Source organism: Hydrocarboniclastica marina (genome assembly GCF_004851605.1).
GTDB lineage: Bacteria > Pseudomonadota > Gammaproteobacteria > Pseudomonadales > Oleiphilaceae > Hydrocarboniclastica > Hydrocarboniclastica marina.
The window spans coordinates 2,294,195-2,311,660 of sequence record NZ_CP031093.1; the positions used below are offsets into that span (position 1 = coordinate 2,294,195).

General features: G+C 54.6%; 14 protein-coding genes. 4 read left to right on the forward strand and 10 right to left on the reverse strand.

All coding sequences use genetic code 11. The annotated features are described in order from the left end of the window. The first annotated feature begins 167 nt into the window (after positions 1 to 167). The 3 genes from soil367_RS10185 (at position 168) to soil367_RS10195 (ending at position 4,175) form a co-directional block, all read left to right on the forward strand. Positions 168 to 1,343 (forward strand): glycosyltransferase family 4 protein, encoded by a 1,176-nt coding sequence (locus soil367_RS10185; protein ID WP_136549008.1) that lies wholly within the window; start codon positions 168 to 170, stop codon positions 1,341 to 1,343. A gap of 97 nt (positions 1,344 to 1,440) precedes the next feature. Continuing rightward, positions 1,441 to 2,802: an O-antigen ligase family protein gene (locus soil367_RS10190; RefSeq protein ID WP_136549009.1), complete on the forward strand. Its 1,362-nt coding sequence runs from the start codon at positions 1,441 to 1,443 to the stop codon at positions 2,800 to 2,802. 353 nt (positions 2,803 to 3,155) lie between these two features. Beyond that, positions 3,156 to 4,175: a hypothetical protein gene (locus tag soil367_RS10195; protein ID WP_136549010.1), complete on the forward strand. Its 1,020-nt coding sequence runs from the start codon at positions 3,156 to 3,158 to the stop codon at positions 4,173 to 4,175. 81 nt (positions 4,176 to 4,256) lie between these two features. Here the strand turns inward: soil367_RS10195 and pth are convergent, their stop codons facing one another. After that, a complete protein-coding gene (gene pth, locus soil367_RS10200) occupies positions 4,257 to 5,993 on the reverse strand; it encodes an aminoacyl-tRNA hydrolase (protein WP_172962325.1) in 1,737 nt (578 codons plus the stop codon). Here pth and soil367_RS18825 point away from each other — a divergent pair. Next, on the forward strand, positions 5,913 to 6,125 hold the full coding sequence (locus tag soil367_RS18825) for a hypothetical protein (protein ID WP_172962223.1): 213 nt from the start codon (positions 5,913 to 5,915) through the stop codon (positions 6,123 to 6,125). The two genes, pth and soil367_RS18825, sit on opposite strands and share 81 nt — an antisense overlap. A 54-nt stretch (positions 6,126 to 6,179) precedes the next feature. Here the strand turns inward: soil367_RS18825 and soil367_RS10205 are convergent, their stop codons facing one another. From soil367_RS10205 to soil367_RS10245, 9 genes are all read right to left on the reverse strand, one after another. Next, complete coding sequence (locus soil367_RS10205) at positions 6,180 to 6,758, reverse strand: hypothetical protein (RefSeq protein WP_136549012.1); 579 nt, start codon at positions 6,756 to 6,758, stop codon at positions 6,180 to 6,182. Positions 6,759 to 6,963: 205 nt separating this feature from the next. Continuing rightward, positions 6,964 to 8,049 (reverse strand): CapA family protein, encoded by a 1,086-nt coding sequence (locus soil367_RS10210; protein WP_136549013.1) that lies wholly within the window; start codon positions 8,047 to 8,049, stop codon positions 6,964 to 6,966. A gap of 238 nt (positions 8,050 to 8,287) precedes the next feature. Beyond that, positions 8,288 to 9,484, reverse strand: coding sequence for a phenylacetate--CoA ligase family protein (locus tag soil367_RS10215; RefSeq protein WP_136549014.1), 1,197 nt, complete (start codon positions 9,482 to 9,484; stop codon positions 8,288 to 8,290). A 50-nt stretch (positions 9,485 to 9,534) separates the two neighbouring features. Next, the gene (locus soil367_RS10220) at positions 9,535 to 10,662 is read right to left on the reverse strand and encodes a glycosyltransferase (RefSeq protein ID WP_136549015.1); all 1,128 of its coding nucleotides are present in this window, start codon (positions 10,660 to 10,662) and stop codon (positions 9,535 to 9,537) included. A 46-nt stretch (positions 10,663 to 10,708) separates the two neighbouring features. Beyond that, a complete protein-coding gene (locus soil367_RS10225) occupies positions 10,709 to 11,689 on the reverse strand; it encodes a polysaccharide deacetylase family protein (RefSeq protein ID WP_172962326.1) in 981 nt (326 codons plus the stop codon). A 28-nt stretch (positions 11,690 to 11,717) separates the two neighbouring features. After that, positions 11,718 to 12,602 (reverse strand): glycosyltransferase family 2 protein, encoded by an 885-nt coding sequence (locus soil367_RS10230; RefSeq protein WP_136549017.1) that lies wholly within the window; start codon positions 12,600 to 12,602, stop codon positions 11,718 to 11,720. Positions 12,603 to 12,605: 3 nt separating this feature from the next. Continuing rightward, positions 12,606 to 15,059 (reverse strand): glycosyltransferase, encoded by a 2,454-nt coding sequence (locus soil367_RS10235; protein ID WP_136549018.1) that lies wholly within the window; start codon positions 15,057 to 15,059, stop codon positions 12,606 to 12,608. Positions 15,060 to 15,067: 8 nt separating this feature from the next. After that, positions 15,068 to 16,219 (reverse strand): glycosyltransferase family 2 protein, encoded by a 1,152-nt coding sequence (locus soil367_RS10240; RefSeq protein WP_136549019.1) that lies wholly within the window; start codon positions 16,217 to 16,219, stop codon positions 15,068 to 15,070. A 211-nt stretch (positions 16,220 to 16,430) separates the two neighbouring features. Beyond that, positions 16,431 to 17,339: an XrtA system polysaccharide deacetylase gene (locus soil367_RS10245; protein ID WP_136549020.1), complete on the reverse strand. Its 909-nt coding sequence runs from the start codon at positions 17,337 to 17,339 to the stop codon at positions 16,431 to 16,433. Positions 17,340 to 17,466: the final 127 nt, after the last annotated feature.

Here is a 17,466-nt window from a genome sequence, read left to right on the forward strand (position 1 = left end):
CAAAGGTGCCAGACTTTCGGGGTCCAGCGACAAGCGCGACAGTGCTATACTCGACCTGACTTTTCAATTGATTGCCGGCGCGAGAACAATTCACAGGCTCGCCCGTATCTGTAAAACAGTTATCTGACTGCTGTTTATCCACAAAATTTACTTGAGCTTGTTCAGTAATGGTTAAAGTGCTTCTAACCGCAAGGCAGCCTGGAGGCGGGATCCGCACCTTCTTCAGGTATGTTTATGGCCATCCGTGTTTCTCAGATGTCCACTTAACGCTCGTTGCACCTGACCCCAAACTGGAGCAGTTTCTTGGATCTTTTATTTCGCCCCAGAATTTCACGTTTCATGTGGTTAAACCAAGCAACAGGGCGGTTTACCGCAAAACCAGAGAATTGCTTGCTGAGAATTCCTACGACCTTCTCCACTCCCATGGTTTTACAGCTGGGGCAATGAGCGAACTCGCTCGCTTTGGCAAGAACGTTCCCCACCTGATGACTGCCCATGACGTTTTCCGATCCGAACAGTTTTCAGGCTTTAAAGGCCGCGTTAAAAAGTTGCTGCTGAGTGCGACCTTCAGTCGTATGGACGTGATCCATGCCGTGACAGAAGACGCTCGTTTGAACCTACTCGAGCATATGAGTTTGGTTAGGTCGCGTCGCGTTCACACGATCGTGCATGGGGTGGACACCAACTTCTTTAGTGGGGGTCGGGACCAGAACCTTCGATTGGAACTCGGGACTGACCCCGGACGAAAGCTGATCGGATTCTTTGGACGTTTTATGGCTCAAAAGGGTTTTCGAACTCTAGTCGACGCCATCGCTCTTCTCCGGGACGAAGGGCGAGTTAATGATCTACCTCTGGTGCTGACATTCGGATGGGGCGGGTTTATTCGAGAGGATTACGCGTACCTGAAAGATAAAGGCCTTGAAGACTATTTCCGGCAGATGCCGGCCACTGACCAGATGCCGGATATGCTGAAGAGTGTCGACATGGTTGTAATGCCTTCACGCTGGGAGGCGTGTGGTCTACTGGCGATGGAAGCGCTGGCCACCGGCACACCGATCATCGGCTCTGATTGCATCGGCTTGCGGGAAGTTCTGAAAGACACGCCGGCCCGCTCAGTGCCATCTTCAGACCCGAAAGCACTAGCCAGCGAAATCGAATCAGAAATTCGCTTTCCCTCAAAGCAAGACGTGGAAGCGTATCAGCCAACAGCCGTTTCCAGATTCGACGTATCCAAAGCCGCGACTGCTCTCCGGGACTTATATTCGTCTATTTTGGCCGACCGCCAAAAACAGCGCGGGCTGCACAACCACAGCGACGTTGCGAGCAGTACAGACCAAAGATGACCATCAGTAAGCCAGGCTGGGGCTTTCTGAAACTATCGCGTAAGAAGGCTAAAGTGGTGAACGTCGATAAAATCGGCTGTGTTTTAAGGAGTAGACTTTGAAGGCACCAAGCGCAGCACTGCAGGCATCCCTCGACGGGTCGCTAGAAAAAGAAACCCTCGTACCTTATAGATTATATCTGCTTTATTTAGCCAGCTTCTTCTTGCACATCCCCGGCAGGGTTAGCATTTTAGGCGCTATCCGCATGGACTTTCTCCTTGTGGGCGCCATAACCTTTTTTATTTTAGGATCGAAAGCAACCAAAGGTGCGCGCCTCGATAAAGCCTCTCAGTATCTGCTAGCAATTTTCGTCTATTCAATACTGGTTTTACCCCTGGTCGAGTGGCCAGGATCAGTGATAAACAACGGCCTCGTCGCTTTCATTAAAGGGGCCATTTTCTACTTTTTTACTGTTAATCTTATTGTCTCCGAACGGCGGCTGAAGGTTTTCTTAACGGTTTTCATCGTATGTAACGTTTTACGAGTGGTTGAGCCACTGTTCATGAATATCACATCAGGCTATCTGGGGTCGCGAACGCACCTCGGCGGCGGTGAGTTTGCCGGGCGTCTTTCTGGCGCGCCGTCCGACACTATAAACCCCAACGGGCTCGCATTCGTCATCGCTTCGATTCTGCCGTTTCTTCATTACATATTTTCAGCGGTCAACAAGAAGGCTATGGCAGCATACCTGCTGGTCATACCCGTATTGTTCTACGCCATGGCTCTAACGATGTCTCGATCGGGCATTGTTGCACTCGCCATTATCGCCTTCGGCGTTTTCATGAAAAGCAAGAGGAAACCCTTACTCTTCATTATCGGAATTGTCGGCCTGATCGTTATCTGGGCATCGCTAAATGATCTGCAGAAAGACCGCTACCTCTCGCTGGTGAGCAGCGACACGGCGCAGTCATCGTCCGCGGAGGGGCGGATAGACGGCTGGTTCAGAGACTTTGAGGTGGCGATGAACAGACCGATCATTGGGCATGGACTCGGCACTTCCCGAGAGGCAAGTTGGAATATCGGCGGAAATGATCAACCGGCGCATATTCTATGGGCCGAGATATGGCAAGAGATTGGTTTTATCGGGCTAGTGCTTTTCATTCTATATCTCAAAACCATCATAAAGAATTTCCTCGACGCAGGGAAACTCATAAAGAAGCACTACCCGCCGTCCGACTTTTTATACCGATGTACCGAAGCGATGCAGGTCTGGTTGATGATGAACTTGCTGTTTAGTCTCGCCAGTTACGGCCTGAAGAGTTACGAATGGTATTTGTTCGGAGGGCTATCGGTAGTGCTCGTTGGCTTGGCGAAACTGCGAGCCGAGCAAGCTGAGAGGCTTTCCAGTGACGGGAAACGTTCGGACGAAGCCGACCCTCACCCCTTCCCTTTAGCCAGCCGGGCCGCCTCGCGTTGGTGAAGCGCGAGGCGCTATTGCCGAGGGCAAGGCGCTCCTTCTAGCTCGACCCCTTGGCGAGAGAACGGTTAGTGGCTCTGAAATATCTGTGTTCGGCAAGAAGCGGACTAGCAGTCCTGCTTGACCCAAACTTTTATTTGTAACTGCGTCTACGTCACTCAACCCGCGCTATCCGTGCTTTTCCGCAAGAGTGACTCAGGCCACCAACCTGTTCGAAACAGACTGCTACGTAAAACTACAAAATGAGATTGATTCCTGGCGTCGTACAGTATGAAATACAATTGTTAACCGTAATTTAACAATCGTAGGCACAGCTGATGGCTTCAATCTTCTTAGGCTCATATCGGGCACTTAAAATGAACAGCACGTATGTGACAGGGTTACGCCAGATTCTTCTTTCTGGTTGCATACTTGCAGCATCCACCCAAGTTATCGCAGCCCCTACCATCGATAGCGTGGGAGCTTCGATCGTCGGCTCTGGCATGCTCGTGGTAAAAGGCTCGGGCTTTTCCACCGCTTCTGGACAATTGGCTCTCCTTGACGAGGTCGACTCCCATAACATAGCAAGAGATTCGAGTACTCCCCTTGAAGCTTCTGCAAGTGATGTATGGATGGGGCACGGTTCTCCTTGGGCGTCTGGGCTAACGGCTATCCCTCTCGACGGCACCCCAGAAGCTGTGTACTACGGCAAAGGAAAAACTTTCAGTAAATACATCCACGCACTTGATGGGCTGAATAACAGTACCCTCTACGCTGCATGGGACTACATGCCCACAGAAAGCCCGGGACACTCAGGGGGCTCGAACAAATTCATCAGAATATGGGATAACCATGATGGTGAAGAAACCCGTCTTTCCTGGACTCAAATGCACATGACCTATACGGGAGGCGGCCCGTCCTGGGAGGGTTGGCCCGGTAGCACAAATAAATGGAACAGAATGGAGATCTGGGTAGACGGTGATGCAGGCGTTGTTCAAGCATCTGTGAACGGCAAGCTAGTGCACGACATAAAAGACTTTAAAAAAATTAGCGATACTATCGGTCTCAATGTCGCTCTCCTCGGGTTTGATCCTAACAGTGGATCAAAATACAGCACTATGGAAACCCATATTGATAATCTCTATGTTTCCACCAGTCGCAGTAGAGCTGTCCTGTCACAGGAGGCTAGCTGGGAGAAAGCCAAGGCCGGGGGTCATATTCAGCTAGTATCTGACTGGAGCCCATCACAGCTGACGATCCAGTTGAATAAAAGCGGTTTGGAACGCTTGAAAGGGCCGGCTTACTTATACATTGTAAATGATGCTGGCGAGGTAAACCCGGACGGGTTTGAGGTGTGCCAAGTCTGCCCAAACCCACCAACCCTTACTATGCAATAGAGACGTTCATCCGTGTAGTGGCTCATACCGGGGCCACCACCCTGGCTCCGGTTAAACTTGTGCGCTCTAATTTCCAAATGGTTAAGCGAGCTCCGCGTTTTTTGCCTCGACCTGCGCTTCCACCTTCAGCGCTGCACTTTGCACAGCTTGGCGGACTTGAGCCATGACCTGTTCTGGAAATGCTCTAGTCACCGAATCTCTCGCCTTAGCACCCATCTGCTCCAGACGGAAGCCTACTCGGATACGTGTGAGTTGAGAGGTCGCTAAAGCGGAAATCACAGAATCGACGCCCTTATGCCCGCCTGCACTGCCACTGTGTTTTACCCGCACGTCACCTAAAGCAAGATCAATGTCGTCATGGGCCAGAACACATGCATCATGGTTGTTGCCTGTCTCCTCGAGGTAGCGCCGAATTACGGGGCCACTCCTGTTGATTGGAACCTCTGGTTTTACGAGCGTCACGGGCTGATCGGCTAACACTATTTTGCAGAATGAAATCTGGTTATCGGTGGACACCCAACTTCCCCCGGCGTCTTGAGCTATTTGATCAACTACCTGATACCCAAGATTATGGGGCGTGCCAACGAATCCTTCGCCCGGGTTTCCGAGCCCAATAACTACTACAGAATGGGGACCGCTACCGGTTTTCGCCAAAGGTTTCGCGGTATTAGCGGGTTTCCCCTCAGCAGATGAGCCAGAGACTCGGTATAAGCGCGAGCAGCCCCCGCAGAAATCCGGAATACCACATTGTGAGACCCAACACTGCACTGGCTTCTGGCGATCATAATACAAGCGCACCAGATGATCCGCTTTGTTGGATCCCTTGAGCATGACCAGGTCCCCAGGCTGAAGCTCTGATGCGAGGAAGCCGGAAACCGCCTCCAGCTCAGTAAATGCCTTCAGCTTCTCATCGTCTGGATCCTTCCGAGCTTTGAGTGCCCGTAAGGCATGAGGTCCCGCGAAAATTACGAGATCGGCGACCGCCAGGGCCTGCCTTGCTACCTTGGGGTAGAGCTTGGATGCTGAAAGGGAATAATCAGACAGCGTCCCGATGACAACGATTTTCCTCTTTGCACGGGCATCGGCCATGAATTCCAGTGGCGACTGCAGGGACCAATGGGGGGCCTTCCAGTCGTCCCGCACAAAGGTCACACCTTCGCCGCCGTCAACGACCTGCATCCTGCCTTCCGTGGGCTTGATCTCTGATATTGCGGCGATCGCCTCGGCCAATGGGACGTCCGCAGCGATGCCGACCCCCAGCGCCGCAAGCACAGATAGCGATAGGTGTTTTCCATGAAGCTGTGTTTTAGCGAAGTAGACTTCGTTGTTGTATTCCAGCTTCAGTGTGAGAGGTTCAGGCCATGACGACCTGGCTTCAATCAGCCTTAACGTTGCCCCTCTGTCCTCACCTATCCAAAGCACGTTGCATTTACATGACTCACCAATAGCCCGTACGCGAGGATCATCAATGTTTAGCACAGCCGTCCCGTGTGCAGGCAGCGCAGAAATTAGCTTGGACTTCTCGGCCGCAATCTCATCGACGCTGGTGAAGGCTTTAAAGTGGTCCTTGGCTACAAGCGTCAACACGCCAATCTCCGGCGTGAAAATTTTCATCGGTCGGTCTAACTCACCCGGCTGGCCACCGGACACTTCCATCACACAGAATTTGTGGGTGGGGCGTACGCTCAGAATGATCTGAGCGATGCCGTCCGGGTAGTTCTTCGACATGGGGCTACTGTGGCACGAACCCTGCGTAGCCAGAATGGCGGCCGCCAGGTCTTTGGTTGTCGTCTTGCCCGCACTACCGGTGATTCCCACGAACCGGACATTCTGCAAACGCCTGGCATGAGCTTTCGCCGCAGAGAAACGCAGGTAATGTGCGGTTTCCCGCAGGACGGGGAAGGCGTACCGCTTGAGGTAACTTCGTGCACGGCTCATCATTATGGCTAAGGACCCTGATGCGGAAGACTGTTCGGATGGATTGATGGACTACCGGCTAGACCATCAGCGATGGTGCTTGAAACTGTAAAGAGTGTGATAGAAGCGTGGGAACTGTTTCAGGAGAGCCTTGACCCTCGGCAAGACTCTGAGATAGTACCTGACCCGGGCCTTTAGCGGCAGACGGTAGCCCATTCCTCCTTTTATGGACACCTCACAGGGGTGGCAGACGCCGCAAGGATGCCCATCTCGGGTCGGCGTATGGCAAAACCAGCTTCGCTCAAGCAAGGGCAGCAGGCTTTTTTCCCGCGCCCATGTCTGCATAGTGAGCTTTGAGACTGACAGAATCGGGAAGTCGAACCGGCCGAAAATTTCCGAATAGGGGTAGCCGGTAGACTCTACAGCTTCCAGAACAATTGGGTTGTTCTCTACTCCGATCTCCATGTTATCTATGCCGCGCCCTACGCAGTAATCAGCCAACCACATGTATTGCTCGCCGACGTAGAACTGCTTGAGTATCTCGTTATACGCAGCGTGAATATCGGGAACGCTTGCGATATCGCTCTTCTCTGAAACCTCGGTGGGTAACAGAGTTCCTCGAAGGATATCGGGATAGTCCAGAGTTGCGCGCCTTATGGACTCCATGGCTCGGAGCTCGAAGTAAGTAGACAGCCTCGCCTGGTCCTTAATATAGTGCGGTCTGACACATTTGCCTTCGCTGAGCAAATACAACAGGCGGTATGTTGAATCCCACCCGCCGGTCCAAAGGATATTCACAGCTTGTTCTTCGCCAACATCGGTCTCAGCTTCACAACAATACAAGCGATATACCCCTAGATGTGTGCTTTCACTAATTACCAGTCACCCGCCTGATGAAGGTTCGCAGTAGTGACTGTACGAAAATGCTCGGCGAGTATTTGTAGAAGTTTTTCAGGAAGTATTTATATTTAACAGGCCTCGTAGCCTTGAACGCGGCCCTATAAGTACTCTTATATTCTTCAGCCGTTTTGAAAGGAGAAACCTGACCTTCCCTCATCCGTGCCCTGATCTTATCGGCGGCCTTACCGTCTGCCAGTTGTAGCGTGAAATCATCTTTGATAACGACGGGCGTTAGCGTGTAGTCGGGATTTCTGTCCTTATGGAGGTCCAGATTAACGATCACGCTTAACTTGGTTTCAGGTGCCCACAAATCAAACAGAAAATTACCCAGGCTATAAAAAATCAGTCCGTTACGGTAACGCTCAACCGGCCAGAGGAGGTGCGAATGATGTCCAAGAATCACGTCCACTCCAGCGTCTACCATCGCTCTTCCCAGCTCAATTTCTTCTGGTCCCGGGTAGTCGAGCAATTCCAGGCCCCAGTGAATCGAACAGATGAGAAAACCCTCTGTATTCTCTTTCAGTTCCTTTACTTCACGCAGCAAGGAGTCAAAGTTATCGCGCTTACTGTAAGGCACCTGGCCGTCGTGCCACTCTTCAGGCCGGAGGGAGACAGCGAAAAACGTATGCTCCACTCCGTTCTTTGTGAAGCGATAAGGGGCGGTCTTACCGGGCGTCTCGTCAACACCCATTAAACCGAAGCCCTTCTCCCGGACATTTGCGACACTCTCCAGAAAAGCTTCTTCCCCATGCTGCATCGCATGATTGTTAGCCACGCCCAATAAGTTAAACCCCGCTCTTTTGATGTAGCTCAGAGAGCTGGGGGCGCCTCGCATTTCGAAGGAGGTCAACAGGCCACGCTTCAGGCCTTTGTCAGATGCGACGGTTTCCAAATTGCCGAGCGTTACATCTGCGTCTTTAAGCACGTGCTCTACTTCGCGAATGATCGCCGCTCCCTTTTTCTCGAAAGTGGAACGCATCCCGTGTCCTACACATACAGGGTGGTCTCCGAGGGAAATATCTCCGACTGCAGTAACCCTCAAGCTATAATGTTCCACTTCGCGACCTCGTTCTCTCGTTCATCTATTGCAAGCCTGTTTTCCGAGGCGTGCCCAAGATGCCCGCTTCCACTTTCGCTACAGAGCTACTTTCTCTAAGCAGTGTTCGGGCAACATTTTATATGAATCCAAATCACGCCTTTATTAAGGCGCCATAACGATTTATTCAGCTGATGCGTTAGGTCTATAAGGTATTATTTCAGTTACTATTTTTGGTTACGCCATCGTTTTCATGACGTCAAGAATCATTAGTATGTTCTATTTTGCTTGAGAAATAGTGCGTCTTACCGGCTGACTGCAGGGGACCTATTTCGACGGTGATCTCACAACCCGCTGCTTCATGAATGTGACGTTCAACATGTTGTTTAAGCTTACACTCATCGGTTTGATCTTGCGCTGGCACCATGAGATGAAATCGGCCGAAAGCCCTCTGCTCCACACAAAACCGAAACTGAACATTTTTATCTTCAAAGTAGCTGTCCATTGCACGCGCGAACTCTACAGCGTGGAATTTCTCCGTCGCGCTGACAAACGCAAACCGGTTGATAGATCGCCCTTCTATGGCAGTAAGACACTCCGACGCGCCCAGGATAGTGCATGCGACATCCTCAACCTGCACGGCGTCGCCCTGTGCATACCGGACAATCGATTGGGTCCGACGAGACACATCTGACACTACGGCGCCTTCTTCAGTCGGCTCCACCAGTAACCACGGATTCACAAGGTGACGGTGGCCGTTCCTGCATTCGAAGGCGATGATGTCGAACTCGGTGCTGCCATACTCTTCGGCGACCGGGCAGCGAAACTGTGAAGCGATATAGGCCTTCTGCGACGGCAGTATTGTTTCCGCTGTACAGATGACGACTGCAAGCGTGGGAACGTCTAGCTGGTGCGCCTCCACCAGGCGGGCCGCTTCCAGTATGAGCGAGGAATAGCCGTACAGGTACCCGGGCTGGTACGCCAGGATGGCTTTAACTGTCTCCAGGGCATCAGGCCCGAGTGGATGAAAAACCCTGCGATTCATGAGGCAGTCTTTCAGCCAGGGCTTCCAGCCGTTCTGGGGTCGGCCCCAGATCCGGCCTTCCCGATCGCCCAGTTGCACGCCGTAGTGACTCATACAGTAATCGCGCACGCCCAGCATTCTTCCAAGCTCGTCTTTGCTCAACCAGATTCGGGTCGGATCGCCAGTCGTGCCTGCCGTGTGCCTTCCGAACGTTTTCGACGCGTCTGGCAGATCTTCAGACAGCCTGCGCAGCCCCTCCTTGGACAGGACAGGCGCGCGATACAATTCATCCAGGGAGCCCAGGCTTTCGCCGGCGGCAGATGTAGGGCGCACGTCGGCCAGCATGGTGGAGAGAAAATTGTTGCGGCTTGCGTCGTCGAGCGCCCACAGGCGCTCGACCTCCGCCCGCCAATAGTCAATCTTCAGCCCCATCAGTCGAAAGATGAGTCTTGTCAGAGCCCGCCGCGGTCTCCACAGGCCTTTCATGAATGTTGAATCCCTTGGTATACAACCTGATATTGATCGGCCATAGCGGTGGCTGAGAAGTTGCCGGCTACTTCTTCCTTCGCCCAGTTGGCGCGGGCCTGGGCTCCCGTCTCATCGCTAAGGACAACCTGCAGCTCATCACTGAGAGTACCGGCTGTTACTTCTTCAATCACGCGTCCCCCCTTACCCTGACTCAGAGTCTGAGGGATAGCGCCAACGGCACTGGCGACAATAGGTGTACCGATGGACATTGCCTCCAGCAGCGTCACTGGCAGCCCTTCCGTCCTCGAGGGCATTGCGAGTACTGCTGCGCATCGTAGCAGGCTGGGAATGGTGTCGGTGAAACCCGGCATGAGTACACACTCTTCGATACCGAGGCTTTCAACGAGTCCTTCAAGGATCAGCCTCTGGTTGCCTTCACCTACGATCAGCAGACCAGCTTCAGGATAGTGCCTTTTCAATTCTGGAAAGGCCTCCAGCAGGATATCAAAGCCTTTTTCCCTCGAAAGCCGGCCGACACCTACGATCAACGGCGTATGCTTCTGGCAGAACGCCAGAAGCCTGGCATCGAGCGGTGTTTCGGCTTTCTTCTGAAGTCCTTCAACATCCAGGCCGTTCAGAATGACCCGGGCAGTGCGCTGCAGCCGCTTCGAGCCCCCGATCTCCGACTTCATAGCCTCACCCACAAGCACCACAGCATCAAAGGTTCTTATGGCCCACCTATCCAGAAGCTCGTACACCCACATTTTGCTATACCGCCTGGCGTGGACATAGCCATGCAACGTTGTAATGGTGGCGAAGCCTTTCGTATTCCTGCGCTGGAGAGCCAAAAGAATGTTGAACTTATAGCCATGGGAGTGAAGGAGCGTGAAGCCCTGGGCCTTGGCCCAGTCCAGGATCTTGCGGGTTTCGCCCATATTCAGGCCTGGCCGCATACGCCAGGGTTTAACTGGCAGGCCAAGCCTGACGGCCTCGGCTTCGATGGCTTTTTCAGCAATGTCCGGCGAACCCGCGCTGAGGATCATGGGCTCGAGCCCCTGGCGTTGCTGTTCCTTGACGAGCGCCAGGAGAACCTTTTCGGCACCATAAAGGCCACCGCTATCAATCAGGTGCAGTACTTTCATGCTCTGATCTTTTCGCCAACGGCGCGGAACACACCTGAACTCGCGCTCACCGCTCGTCCTCCATGCCCAGGAAGGATAGTCCGAACAAAGCCTTTTCGAACAGGTGGTCAGCATCGCTTGCAGCGTAGCGGTTAATCGCCCACCGATCGTTCAGGGGGTGCCGGCCTGGGTATGCGGCCAGCGCGTAATCATAACCAGCCGTTCTGACCGCTTTCTGGATGCGGGCATCAAAGTCGATCCGCCGGCCGTTCGGATAGCAGAAGGCCTTGGGGGCAAAGCCGAGTTGCGTCTCTATCTCCCGGCGCGAGTTCTGCAGTTCTGCGAGCAGTTCGTTATCGTCCAGTTTGGTCAGAATAGGATGACTGTATGTGTGGCTACCAATTTCCAGCCCCCCTTTCACCATATCCCGGACATCGTCCCAGCTCAGGGGCATGTATTTTTCGGGCGGCCTGGCCGGCATCTGCACCCCGAGCAGGTCGAAGACCTGATCCATGAAGTGCAGTTTTTCACGGTTCCCCAGGGTCAGGCAGTGGTCGGCGATGGCGTGCCATGCCTGCAGTCTGGATGCATTGAGATCCAGCCGCTCGTTAATGCCCGGTGGCTCGATGGAGGCAGCTTTTGTGGTCTCCAGTGCAAAGCGCAGCTGATCTGGCCAGAGCCACAGGTCGCCGTTGGTGAAGCCGGTCGTCAGAAACAGTGTGGCCGGTATGCCCTCCTCCTTCAGAATGGGATACGCATACTCCAGAAAATCGTGGTAACCGTCGTCGAAGGTTATCGCAACCGCGTTATCGGGGGTTTCACCACGATCATGCGCTTGCATGAGCGCATCCAGGGAGACCGGGTTGAACGATTGCCGGATCTTCCGCATTTGATGGCGAAAGGTCTCCACGGCCATACCGCCTTCCAGCCCACTGGGGTTTAGCCGGTGATACATCATGATGCGCGGGTGCTTGCGCGCCAGGTGGCGAGCCAGGTGTAACCCGCCAAGCGGCTTGCCCACACGGTAGAGCAGGTGGTTTAACCGCATTGGAACTCCTTGAGTCGGCTGCCCATACTCATGTCTTGCGTAAAAGAAGCTTTGCCAGAGCTTTCCATGCGGGCCAGGACATCGCGTCGTAGCGCAGACTCCACAACACATCCCTCAGAGGCTCCAGGAACTTCTTTTCGGCGTGCGCCACGGACATGCCTCGACCAATGTACATATCTGCCCAGGCCCGGGACTGGAGTTTCGATGAGATTGCATTGGGATGGTTGGTAAGGAACTTCTCCAGTATCCGGAACGCATTCTCATACCGCCCCCGGTAGTTCTTCGACATCTGCCCTTCCCAGATCCGGTAGATATAGGTGATTTCGGGGGAGTATCTGAATTGCCACCGGACCGAATATCTCAGCCAGAGATCCCAGTCGATGCCCATGGGCAGCTCTTCATCGAACATGCCATCCTGCTCAAGGCAGGCGCGACGTATAACCGCCGTACCAAAAGGAACGAAGTTCTTTATCACGAGGTGATCGGTGACCCAGCCGCTATGGCGCTGGTAGGGAATGCTTTTATCGACTTCGATGCCATCTTTATCGATGTAGGAAACTTCGCTGTAGACGACCCCCACCTTCGGGTCCTCGAACAGCGGCATCTGGACCGCGAGTTTTTCCGGTTTCCAGAGATCATCCGCATCGCAGAAGGCGATGAACTGGCCATGGGCTTCTTTCAGACCGCGGTTTTTGGCCTTGGGTTGCCCACGATTTTCCGTGGGGAGATAGCGCACGCGGGGTTCGCTCTCGAAGGCCACCATGCGTTCAGCGGTGTCATCTTTTGACCCGTCATCAACGACTACAACTTCTAGATTCTGCCAGGTCTGGTCCAGAACCGAGTTGATGGCTTCGGGGAGATACCGGCCCATGTTGTAGGTGGCTATGACCACGCTTACCAGGGGTTGATTCATGGTTTAGACCTTGCAGATGGAAAACCGGTACTTGCCGGAAGGTTCTTGGGGAATGGCGTCGACGGTCTCTATCTTGAGCTCGACACTCTCGTCAAACACTTCACGCATGGCTGCCGTGAGCTCGCTGTCTGTAGTCGAGGTATAGTCCTTGCCTTTGACGCGGCGGATGAGCACCTGGTCGAGCTGTTCCTGTACCAGTTGCATTTGCTCAATGCCTGGAACCTTGGTCAGTGTGCGTTCTACCAGTGAAATGCCCGCTACCCGGCCGCCACTGGGCAGCTTGAGGAAGTCCGCCACCCTGCCCTCCAGTCGTTCCAGAATCGGCATGCCCCGGCCACAGGCACACTCCCGGGAGGAGTAGACGCCTATATCCTCAACCCGGTAGCGGATAAGAGGCATGGCAAAATTGTTCAGGTCGGTCACGACGATTTTGCCCGGCTCGCCTTCGGCGACCGGCTGATCGTTCTCGTCAAGAAACTCCACCAGCACATGCGGCGTGTTCAGGTGCATGCCTTTATGGACCTCGCACTCGCAGGCTATCAGGCCGACCTCTTCGCAGCCGTAGCGATTGGTCACCTTGCAGTCAAATGCCAGTTCGATATCGCGCCGCTCGTGTTCCAACAGCATCATGGAGGTGGCGACGATGCCTTCGGGCCGAAGGTCCGTGACGGCGTTATCAAGCAGGTAGCGGGCAAAGATATAGATAGAGTGGGCATGGCCGAATACAGCGCCGGGCTTCTCGTCGCGCCAGCGCTGCACGAACGCGCCCATGCTCTGGTCATTGAGGTCCATCGTGTCGAGATAGATTGTCCGGTCCAGCAAGTTATTGCGGAGCTTTTGCTTTACGGTTTTCGCGACGGGCGGGTTACCCCAGACAGAGGCTTTTTTCATGCCAAGGTCCCAGCCCGCCCAGCGGTCAGCCATCAACTGAGCGGCATTTCGGCGCTCCTGGCAAGCTTCGTCAAAGAACAGATTCAGGGAGACACCGGTCGAGCCGCCGGTCTTGGCACGCACCAGGGATGCCTTATTGTACGGCTCGCTGATAAAGGCGTCGGTGTTATTGCGGATGTCGACCTTGGTCGTAACAGGAATTGCCCGAAAATCCGCAAGGGACCGGATAACTTTGGGATCAATGCCATGCTGCTGGAACAGCTGACGGTAGAAGGGGCTGTTCCTGGCAGCGTAGGCCACCATCTTTCGCAGCCGGCTCCACTGCAGCTGTTCAAGCTCTTTTCGCGGTAGCCATTGCTGCTTTTCCAGTTCCCGCCATTCCTGCAGGCGGGAGCTGCGGTCTTTCATGTCCCAGGCCGGGTAGAAAAAATGCTTGGAAAGCTTGTCCAGCATGGTCTGCTTCTCTTTTTTTCCGTAGCGTTCGTACAGGGCCAGGTGCCGTTCGCGCATCCTGTCGACCGAATACTCCCGATTGACCTTCTCCTGCCCTCGTGCCCCCATTTGCTGGCGGAGACTCGCCGAGCCAGCGAGGTCGAGTATGCGGTCAGCCAGTGCTTTGACATCACCCACGGGGACCAGGTAGCCGTTGACGCCGTGCTCTACAATCTCAGGATTGCCGCCGGTGCGGGTACAAATGACGGGCTTGCCGTTGCGCATGTACTCGATAATGGCGTTGGAGAAGCCTTCGGACTCCGAACAGAGTACGGCGATATCAAAGCCGGCGATAAAATCATCCGGGTTGGGCTGGCTGCCCCAGAACACACATCGCTCAACGGCGCCGAGGCGATCAGCAAGCTGCAGGTAGGGCTGGGGATCGCCGTCACCGACAACGTGCAACTCCAGGTCGGGATTGCTTTTTGAGGCCCGGGCAACTGCATCCACCAGGTCGCTGATACGCTTTATCGGCCTGAGATTCGCCACGATTCCGACGACGATGCTGCCCGTATTCTTCCGGGTCAGTCCCCGGCCAGGGTCACCGGGCACCCGCTCGGGATAGCCGTTGTAGATAACATGGACTTTATCCCGAGACAGTTTTTCGACCTGCGCCGTAATATCCGATACCGCTTCGCTGTTACAGATGGCGCCGGACACGTACCGCCCGGTCCAGGGCAGGAGTTTCCGGTACTGGTCGTTGTACCAGAAACCCATGTCCCGCCGCGATATCAGGGTACGGATGCCCAGCATCCAAAGGATCGGCGGCGCCAGCACCGAGGCGTCGTTGAAGAAGATGTGCACCAGCTGGATGCCGCGCTTGCGCAGCTCCAGGCCATAGCGGAACATCCGCCATGCGCTGGCGACGGAGGCCACTGAGCCGATGTTCAAAACATCTACCGGCGCCGGAAAGTCCCCTTCCTCAACGTAATCAGAGTTGCGGAGTACCGCCAGCCGCACCTCTATGCCATCGGCCTGAAGCATCTCGGTCAGTTTATAGACCTGGCTTTCGGTGCCTGCCCAGGGGTTCTTGTACAGGTCCATCAAAATGCAGATACGGCGATTGAATCTCACGGTCTGGCTCAACCTTTCCTTGGATTCCAAAGTACTTTCTTCTCACCGCGTCTAAATGCCAGGGCAGCCTGAAAGCAAGCCAGATTAAGAAGTGCGAAATACAGCGGAATAGCCAGGTAAACTGGCAGGTCGCCCTCGGCACGCCTCTGATAACCCATCCAGGCGGCCGCATAGAAAGCTACCTGCGCCAGAAAACCGAGGGTGTACCAGCCGCCTTCATCGGCGAGGATGACTGAAACCAGCGCCAAAAGCGCCAGCGGAACAAAGGCGTAGTAACGCAGCAGTTTGTGGGAAATGAGCTGGAACGCGAATACGCCATAGGCCGGAATGCTCATGAGGTGGGACATATCCTTCAGGGCCCAGATCGCCCGGAGCGATACGCGCACACGCATGCTGAACTCACTGTCCGTATCGTCGTTGGCCGGTTCTTTCAGCAGCGCTCGTGGCTCATACACAACCCGGTAGCCCTTCTCCACAACCTTCAGTGGCTGAACAAAGTCCGGCAGCTGGTCAGCGCGCAGTGGCTCGTAGAGTGATTTGCGCATGGCGTCGATGCCGCCGTCGACGCCGACCACGGAGCCCATGTCCGTTTCCCACTCACGCACCTGGTTTTCATACTTCATGTAGGCGCTGCAGCCGTCGCCAATCAGCGATCCATCCGCATGGGTGTAGACCATTTTCCCTGTTACGTAGCCGATAGCGGTATCGGCAAAATTGGCTGCCAACTGGGCCACCGCATCCGGCGCCCACTGGGAGTTGGCATCGGAGAAAATGATGATCTCGCCTGTGGCTTCCGGCACGATCATGTTGAGGCCGGAGGTTTTACCTTTGCGGGGAATCTGTCGGAATAGCCGGATCGGGAACGGCGCTTCGGCCGCGATACGCTCAACGATAGCGTCGGTTTCGTCAGTGGATTCATCTGACACGACGAGCACTTCCAGGCGGTCCGCGGGGTAATTCTGGGCAATTTTGTTATGTAACGTCGCGGCGATGTCTTTTTCTTCGTTGTAGGCCGCGATCAGAATGGAGACTTTCGGCTGGTAATGCCTGTTTTTCCGGCGGGGATGCTTCCGGAGCGAGAGCAGCGCCGTTATTGCGGGGTAGCCGAGATAGACGTAAACAACGACCGCGGCAGATATCCAGAAGAGGAGTTCTAACATTGGTTGACTACTTCCCAGGCTAGCTCGCCTTCGGTTGAGTTGGTTTTGGGCTTATGGTTTTCGAGACTATGGTTTTCGAGACTATAGTTTTCGAGACTATGGTTTTCGCGCACAGGGTTCTGGTGGGCAGTGCCCACCCTACCGTGCTACTTTCGAGCCGCCTTTTGCGCTACGAGCCTTGATTCCCGGGTTCTGGTGGGCGGTGCCCACCCTACGGTGTCGCGACGGCGGCTCTTGTTGCTGATGCCGAACCGGACGATGAATTGTCCAGCAGGCCTTTTTCCGCGAGCACCTGCTCCATCGTTGTAAACTCGAATGCGCCCAGTAGCTTACGCAGGCGAGCTTCGCATTTGTCCAGGTTATTGTAGTGGCGGAAGCGCGAGAATGCGCTGACATCAAACCTGGGCTGCTTAGGGTCGACTTCCCACGGATGCAGGTAAAACACGAATGGCTCGCCCTGGCGGTTGATCTGGCCCAAACCCCACTGGGAAAACCAGTACGGGAAAAGCCTGAAGTACCCGCCTCCCGCGATCGGCAGGGTGTAGCCGGGCAACTTGAGCGTGCTCAATGGAAACTCGGTAATTGCCTGACCCTTCTCTGTTTTCAGAATGTGGGGCCAACGCGGCGTGCCGGGCATTCCGTAGTTATCATGGTGCACCGGAAATATGGAAGAGTCCCAGGTAAAGCCGGCGTCGCAGAGGATATCCAGTGCCCACTTAGACTTGGCGGTTATCGAATAGCTCGCCGCCCGGTAACCGTTCACCGGCTGGCCGCTCTGGTCTTCGAGCATGCGCTTGGACTTCAGGGTCTCTTCCCGGAAAACTTCAGGCGTCTGGTTGTAGACCAGTTGATGGCTGTAGCCGTGGCATGCTATCTCGTGGCCGGCCGCAGCTATACGCTTGACCAGCTCCGGGGAGCGCTCTGCAACCCAGCCCAGAATGAAGAACGTGGCCTTGGTGCTGAACTCGTCAAAGAGGGCCAGCAAGCGATCGGTGTTGGCTTCCACCCGGTATTCCATGGACGGCCAGTCGTCGACCTTGATGGCCTCGGCCAACGCAGCGACGTGGAAATAGTCCTCCACGTCTATAGTCAGGGCGTTGCGAATCGATTCGTGCTTCATGGATGTTCCGGCTGTGTTCGTATCGGCGTTATCGAGGCAAACACACCTGAACTCTGGAATAACGACCGATACTTGAGTTAACAACGAGTACCTGCTGATGGCCGGTACCCGAAGTAGCTAATCAGTG

Excerpts from the sequence above, each read along its gene's own strand:
- soil367_RS10205 (WP_136549012.1), bottom strand. The coding sequence starts at position 6,758 with ATGGAGTCCATAAGGCGCGCAACTCTGGACTATCCCGATATCCTTCGA.
- soil367_RS10225 (WP_172962326.1), bottom strand. The coding sequence starts at position 11,689 with ATGCGGTTAAACCACCTGCTCTACCGTGTGGGCAAGCCGCTTGGCGGG.
- soil367_RS10240 (WP_136549019.1), bottom strand. The coding sequence starts at position 16,219 with ATGTTAGAACTCCTCTTCTGGATATCTGCCGCGGTCGTTGTTTACGTC.
- soil367_RS10230 (WP_136549017.1), bottom strand. The coding sequence starts at position 12,602 with ATGAATCAACCCCTGGTAAGCGTGGTCATAGCCACCTACAACATGGGC.
- soil367_RS10215 (WP_136549014.1), bottom strand. The coding sequence starts at position 9,484 with ATGGGGCTGAAGATTGACTATTGGCGGGCGGAGGTCGAGCGCCTGTGG.
- soil367_RS10245 (WP_136549020.1), bottom strand. The coding sequence starts at position 17,339 with ATGAAGCACGAATCGATTCGCAACGCCCTGACTATAGACGTGGAGGAC.
- soil367_RS10185 (WP_136549008.1), top strand. The coding sequence starts at position 168 with ATGGTTAAAGTGCTTCTAACCGCAAGGCAGCCTGGAGGCGGGATCCGC.
- soil367_RS10220 (WP_136549015.1), bottom strand. The coding sequence starts at position 10,662 with ATGAAAGTACTGCACCTGATTGATAGCGGTGGCCTTTATGGTGCCGAA.
- soil367_RS10195 (WP_136549010.1), top strand. The coding sequence starts at position 3,156 with ATGAACAGCACGTATGTGACAGGGTTACGCCAGATTCTTCTTTCTGGT.